Source organism: Nocardioides sp. NPDC059952 (assembly GCF_042730435.1).
In the GTDB taxonomy this organism is placed as follows: domain Bacteria; phylum Actinomycetota; class Actinomycetes; order Propionibacteriales; family Nocardioidaceae; genus Nocardioides.
The window spans coordinates 113853-120266 of record NZ_JBHWLY010000007.1; the positions used below are offsets into that span (position 1 = coordinate 113853).

At 69.5% G+C, this 6414-nt stretch carries 6 protein-coding genes; 1 reads left to right on the forward strand and 5 read right to left on the reverse strand.

Features of this window, described 5'->3' with window-relative positions; all coding sequences use genetic code 11:
* Positions 1–4 precede the first annotated feature (4 nt).
* From ACFV9G_RS05410 to ACFV9G_RS05430, 5 genes are read right to left on the reverse strand one after another with little or no spacing between them, the layout of a single operon-like run.
* Complete coding sequence (locus tag ACFV9G_RS05410; RefSeq protein WP_378725562.1) at positions 5–1576, reverse strand: acyl-CoA carboxylase subunit beta; 1572 nt, start codon at positions 1574–1576, stop codon at positions 5–7.
* The gene (locus ACFV9G_RS05415) at positions 1573–2706 is read right to left on the reverse strand and encodes an acyl-CoA dehydrogenase family protein (protein ID WP_378725564.1); all 1134 of its coding nucleotides are present in this window, start codon (positions 2704–2706) and stop codon (positions 1573–1575) included. Before ACFV9G_RS05415 ends, ACFV9G_RS05410 begins: the two co-directional genes overlap by 4 nt.
* Entirely contained in the window at positions 2703–4412 is a 1710-nt protein-coding gene (locus ACFV9G_RS05420) for an acyclic terpene utilization AtuA family protein (RefSeq protein ID WP_378725566.1), read from the reverse strand. Before ACFV9G_RS05420 ends, ACFV9G_RS05415 begins: the two co-directional genes overlap by 4 nt.
* Positions 4409–5203 carry a TIGR03084 family metal-binding protein gene (locus tag ACFV9G_RS05425; protein ID WP_378725568.1) on the reverse strand — a complete coding sequence of 265 codons (795 nt, stop codon included), beginning with the start codon at positions 5201–5203 and terminating at the stop codon, positions 4409–4411. Before ACFV9G_RS05425 ends, ACFV9G_RS05420 begins: the two co-directional genes overlap by 4 nt.
* Entirely contained in the window at positions 5200–5799 is a 600-nt protein-coding gene (locus ACFV9G_RS05430) for a TetR/AcrR family transcriptional regulator (protein WP_378725570.1), read from the reverse strand. Before ACFV9G_RS05430 ends, ACFV9G_RS05425 begins: the two co-directional genes overlap by 4 nt.
* A gap of 114 nt (positions 5800–5913) precedes the next feature.
* Between ACFV9G_RS05430 and ACFV9G_RS05435 the strand changes: the two genes are divergently transcribed.
* Positions 5914–6273, forward strand: coding sequence for a VOC family protein (locus tag ACFV9G_RS05435; RefSeq protein WP_091043414.1), 360 nt, complete (start codon positions 5914–5916; stop codon positions 6271–6273).
* Positions 6274–6414: the final 141 nt, after the last annotated feature.

Consider the following 6414-nt stretch of genomic DNA (forward strand, 5'->3'; position numbering starts at 1 on the left):
GCACTCACATCCTGAAGACGCCGAAGTTCATGGCGCCTTCGACGGGTCGGGTGGCGATGGCGGAGAGGCAGAGGCCGAGGACGGTGCGGGTGTCGCGCGGGTCGATGACCCCGTCGTCGTAGCCGAGGCCGGAGAGGAACATCGGCAGCGACTGCTCCTCGACCATCCCCTCGACCATCTCCTTGACGCCCTTGAACCCCTCGGCGTCGAAGACCTCGCCCTTCTTCTCCGCGGACTCGCGGGCGACGATCTCCATCACGCCGGCGAGCTGGGCCGGCCCCATCACCGCGGACTTCGCGGAGGGCCAGGTGAAGAGGAAGCGAGGGTCGTACGCACGGCCGTTCATGCCGTAGTTGCCTGCGCCGTAGGACGCGCCCATGATCACGGTCACGTGCGGGACGGTGGAGTTGGAGACCGCGTTGATCATCAGGGCACCGTGCTTGATGATGCCGCCCTGCTCGTACTCCGTGCCGACCATGTAGCCGGTGGTGTTGTGCAGGAAGAGCAGCGGGGTGTCCTTCTGGTTGGCGAGCTGGATGAACTGCGCCGCCTTCTGGGCCTCCTCCGACATCAGCACGCCGCGCGCGTTGGCGAGGATGCCGATCTCGTAGCCGTGCAACCGGGCCCAGCCGACGCAGAGGCTCGATCCGTAGAGCGGCTTGAACTCGTCGAAAGCGACCTCGTTGTCCGGACCGGTCCCGTCGACGATCCGCAGGATCGCCTCGCGGGGGTCGAACGGCTCCTTGAGGTCGGTCGGGATCAGGTCGAGCAGGCCGTCGGGGTCGAGCTCGGGCTCGTAGGACGCCTTCGGCTCCGGGCCGCGCTTGCGCCAGTTGAGCCTGGCCACGACCCGGCGTGCCTGGCGGATCGCGTCGTGCTCGTCGACGGCGAGGAAGTCCGAGGAGCCGGAGATGCGCGAGTGCATCTCCGCACCGCCCAGCGACTCGTCGTCGGTGTCCTCGCCGGTGGCCATCTTCACCAGCGGCGGGCCGGCCAGGAAGACCTTCGCCCCCTCCTTGACCATGATCACGTAGTCGCTCATGCCGGGGACGTACGCACCGCCGGCCGTGGAGTTGCCGAAGACCACCGAGACGGTGGGCTGCTTGCGGGCGGAGGCTCTTGTCAGGTCGCGGAAGCCCTTCCCGCCCGGGATGAAGATGTCCTTCTGGGTGGGCAGGTCGGCGCCGCCGGACTCGGTCAGGTTGATCGTCGGCAGACCGTTCTTCTCGGCGATCTCGGCCGCCCGGAAGGAGCGCTTGAGGGAGTAGGGGTTGAGCGCCCCGCCCTTCACCGTCGGGTCGTTGGCGACGATCATGCACTCGACACCCTCGACCACACCGATGCCGGTGATGATCGAGCCACCGACCGGGAAGTCGCTGCCCCAGCCGATCAGCGGCTGGGTCTCCAGGAACGGGCTGCCCTCGTCCAGGAGCAGCTCGATCCGCTCGCGGGCGAGGAGCTTGCCGCGATCCTTGTGGCGCTTGACGTACTTCTCGCCGCCGCCGGCCGCAGCCTTGGCGTGCTCGGCGTCCAGGGCCTCGATCTTCTCGAGGAGGGCCTCTCTATTTCCGCTCATCGGTCCAGTCCCAACAGCTTGGCGGCCAGGTCCGTCATCACTTCGGTGGCTCCTCCTCCGATCGGCAGGATCCGGGCGTCGCGATAGTGCCGCTCGACCTCGGTCCCGTGCATGTATCCCGTCCCGCCGTGGAGCTGGACGGCCTGGTCGACGACCCAGGTGCAGGCGTCGACCGCTGTCTGCTTGGCCAGCGCCGCCTCGGCGATCGTGGCCTGGGTCGACCCCTCGCGGTCGTATCTCGCGACCACGGCGTGGGTATAGGCCTTGGCCACCTCGACCTGCCGGTGCATCTCGACGAGCTTGTGGCGTACGACCTGACGCTTGATCAGGGGCTCGCCGAAGGTCTCGCGCCGGCGGCAGTAGTCGATGGTGAGCGCCAGGCAGCGCGCGGCGGTGCCGTAGCCCTGTACGGCCAGCGCGATCCGCTCGGTCACGAACGCCTCGGCGATGTAGACGAAGCCGGCGTTCTCGTCACCGACGAGATTGGCGGCCGGAACACGTACGTCCTCGAAGGCGAGCTCCGCGGTGTCGGAGCAGTGCCAGCCCATCTTGGCGAGCTTGCGGGTGACCGTGAAGCCGGGGGTGTCCTTGTCGATCACCAGCAGGCTGATCCCACCGGCACCCTTCCCGCCCGTGCGTACGGCGGTGGTGACGAAGTCGGCGCGGCAGCCAGAGGTGATGAACGTCTTGGAGCCGTTGACGACGAGCTCGTCACCGTCGCGCGTTGCGGTCGTGCGGAGGTGGGCGACGTCGGAGCCGCCGTCGGGCTCGGTGATCGCGAGGCTGCCGATCTTCTCGCCGGCCAAGGTCGGCCTCACGTATCGGTCGATGAGGTCGTCCGAGCCGTGCCTGGCGATGTGCGGCAGCGCGATCCCGTGGGTGAACAGGCCCGCGAGCAGGCCGGACGAGGCGCCCTCGGACATCAGCCCCTCGGTCACCGCAACCGTGTCGGCAAGCCCGCCACCCTCACCGCCGGCCGCCTCCGGGAACCCGATCCCGAGCAGGCCCTGCTTGGCGGCGGCCTTGTGCAGATCCCGCGGGATCTCCTGGTTGTCCTCCCAGACCTGGAGGTCAGGGAAGACTTCACGGCGGGCGAATTCGGCGCCCAGCTCGAACAGGTCGTTGCTCACAGAAACTCCTGCGGGATGTCGACAAATCGGCTCCGGGCCCACTCGCCCAAGCCCTTCGCCTGCGGGTCGAACCGCGTCGAGGCGGCTACGCCCTCCCCGAGCAGGTCGTGGATGACGATGTTCACGCCGCGCAGGTGCGGCAGCGGCGTGATGTCGATGGCCAGGTCCTCGGCCTCGGGCAGCAGCTGCTTGACCCACTCCGGGGTAACCGTGTCCAGCAGCCAGTCGACGGCCGCCTCCGGCCGCCCCTGCGGCACCCAGAGCCCGAGGTTGGCGTCGCCGCCCTTGTCCCCGGATCGGGCATAGACCAGCTCCCCCAGCGCTCGCCGAGAGGTCGCCCCCGTCGGCCGAAGCGTCGCTCCGGTCGGTCGAGTGGTCCCATCGCGTGACGTCTCGGCCGACGTACGTGACGCCTCGGCATAAGCGAGGGGCGAAGGGACTTCGTAGGTCGAACCATCCGGGAGGTGGACGGTCTCGGTGGCGCGGTCGCGCCGGACGTACGCAGCCTTGTAGATCCCGAACGGAGACGGCCGTCCCGGGGGCGCGGTGACGTGGAAACCCGGGTAGGAGGCGAGCGCCAGCTCGATGGCCGGGGCGGTCAGCGCGCGGCCGACTGCATCAGCGTCCGCGGCGCGGGCGGAGAGCCGCAGGATGCAGGCGGCTCCCTCCTCGGTCGGGGAGTCGGGCGCGGGGATGCGGTAGGTCGACCAGGTGTAGTCGGGCCCGATCGGGAGCTCGGCGTCGAGCTGGTCCCGCAGCCAGGTGGCCTTGGCGTCGATGTCGGGGCCGGTGAGCACGAACTCGGCGGAGTTGCGGTAGCCCCCGAGCGAGTTGACGGCGACCTTGAGCGTGGCCGGCGGCGGGGTGCCCGTCACGCCCGTGATCGCCACCCGGTCGATCCCAACCTCCTGCAGACGGATCGACGTCAGGTCGGTGGTGACGTCGGGACCGAGATAGAGCGGACCCTGGATCTCGTAGAGCAGCTGTGCGGTGACCGTGTCGACCGTGACCGTGCCGCCGGTCTCGTCCTGCTTGGTGATGATCGAGGAACCGTCGACGGCGATCTCGGCGACCGGGAAGCCCAACGGACGCGCCCGAGCCTGGGGCGACATGGTCAGGAACCCGGAGAAGTTGCCGCCGGTGGCCTGGGTGCCGCACTCGATCACGTGCCCGGCGACCACGGCGCCCGCAAGCTCGTCGTAGGAGTCGCGTTTCCAGCCGTGGTGGGCGATCGCCGGCCCGACGACGACGCTCGCATCGGTGACGCGACCGGTGACGACGATGTCGGCGCCAGCGTCCAGCGCGTGCGCGATCCCGAAGGCACCGAGATAGGCGTTCGCCGTCAGTGCGTCGGGATGGGAGTCGAGACGACCCCGAAGATCGTCACCGTCGACGTAGGCCACCTTGGCGCGGGTCCCGAGCGCCTCGATGGCGGCGGCGAGACCGGCGGGGTTGAGACCGCCGGCGTTCGAGACGATCTTGACGTCCCGCTGCAGGGCGAGGTCGATGCTGTCCGCGACCTGGCGCAAGAACGTCTTGGCATAGCCCGTCGTCGGGTCCTTCAGCGTGTCCTTGCCGAGGATGAGCATGGTCAGCTCGGCGAGATAGTCGCCGGTGAGCACGTCGAGCCGGCCACCCTCGAGCATGTCCCGCATCGCCGAGAACCGGTCACCGTAGAAACCGGAGCAGTTGCCGATGTTGATCACTTCTTGGCCCTCCCGTCCCCGGTGGGACCGGCGAACGCCTGGGCGATCGTCAGCCACTTCTCGGCGTCGCCGCCGGTGGTCTCCAGCGCGGTGTCGTCGCGGTGGATGCGCTGGGTAACGAGCCGGGCGAAGTCGTACGCCGGGCCGCGGACGCTCTGCGCCGCATCCTCGGGCCCCCACTCCCAGACCTCGCCCGAGGGTGAGGTGAGGGAGATGCGGAAGGGCTCGCTCGGCGGGGTCAGGCCGTGCACCCCGTAGGAGAAGTCACGGGTGCGGGTGCCGAGGTGGCAGACGTGCTTGATGCGGTCGCTGGGCTCGTAGGTCAGACCGAGCGCCTCGCGCACGTCCAGCCCGTGGGCCCAGGTCTCCATGAACCGAGCGGTCGCCATCGAGGCCGGCGACATCGGCGGCCCGAACCAGGGCAGCTTCTTCCCGGCCGGGACGTTCGCGAGCGCGCCGGCGAGCTCGCCACGTACGCCGTCCCAGTGCTCCAACAGGTCCGTCGCCGGCATCGTGGCCAGCGCCAGCGCAGCCTCATCGACGTAGCCCTCGGGATTCTTGAGCGCCTCGGTGACCAGCTCGTCCCACGCGGTCGCGTCACCCGCCACCCACTCGGTCGCGGCGAGCGCGGCCTCGTCGGTCCAGGCCAGATGGGCTATCTGGGCGGCGACGTCCCAGCCCGCGGCCGGCGTCGGCTCCCGCCAGCCCGCCTCGCTCAGGCCCGCCACCACCTGGCGCAGCTCGAACCCCTCCATGGAGAGGTCCTCGAGAAGTTGGTCCAACAAGCTCATTGCAGCTCTCTTTCCAGGACCTCGGCCCAGTGATCGAGGATCCGCTCGCGTCGGGCGGCATCGTCGGTAATCGTGTCAGCCAGAGCCAGGCCGCGGACGAGATCGAGCGTGGCCTGCACGAGCTCGCGCACCCCGGACTTCGACTCGTCCACATCCAGCAGCTCGACCGTGGCCCGGTGGAGCTCGCGGCCGATGCGCTGCTCGAGCGGACCCACCGCCGCGGCCAGCTGCTCGTCGGTGCGGGCCGCCACCCACAGCTCCAGGGCCGCGGCGAAGACCGGGGAGGTGACCTGCTCGGCGAGCATGGCGAGCACGTGGCGCGTACGCTGCCCGCCCTCCGGAAGCGCTCCGGCGGCCTCCTTCAGCGCTTCGCCCCGGGCCTCGGTGATGTGCTCGACCGCCGCCACGACCAGGTCGTTCTTGGCCGGGAAGTGGTGCAGCTGCGCCCCACGGGAGACCCCGGCACGCTGGGAGACGAGCGTCGTCGAGGTGCCGGCGAAGCCGCGCTCGGCCAGCAGCTCCACGGTGGCGTCGAGGAGGCGGGCCCGCATCGCGCGGGTGCGCTGTTCCTGAGGTACGCGGGTGGCCTGGCTCACAGGCACGCACTCTGCCGCGCCAGAAACAAACAGTCAACCCTGACTGTATATTTCTGAGACGACGTCACGACTGGCGGAAGCGGAACGTCCGGAACCGCTCGTAACGTCGGCTCCATGGCTATCGCACGCACTCCTCAGTGGGTCATCGACTGTCCCGACACGGCAGCCCTGGCCACCTTCTACGCACAGCTCCTCGGATGGGAGTCCAAGGTCGACGACGACGGCGGCTGGGCCAGCGCCTGGGGCGACGGCGGATCGCTGGACTTCCAGCGCGTCGACAACTACCAGGCTCCGAAGTGGCCCGGCCAGGACGTACCTCAGCAGACGCATCTCGACGTCACCGTCGACGACCTCGACAAGGCCGAGGCCGAGGTCCTCGCGATCGGCGCCACCAAGCACGAGGTCCAGCCCGGCGAGTCCTTCCGCGTCTTCCTCGACCCCGCCGGCCACACCTTCTGCCTCTGCCGAGCCTGACAAGCCCTGCCGAGTCGGTCGAAATGGCGAGCCGAGATTGCAGTTGTGGGGGGGGGGGGGGGGGGTGTGTAAAGCCCACAAAAACAATAGAGGCCCCCCCCCAACCCCAAACAAGGCCGGGCCCCACGCCGGGGCGACGCC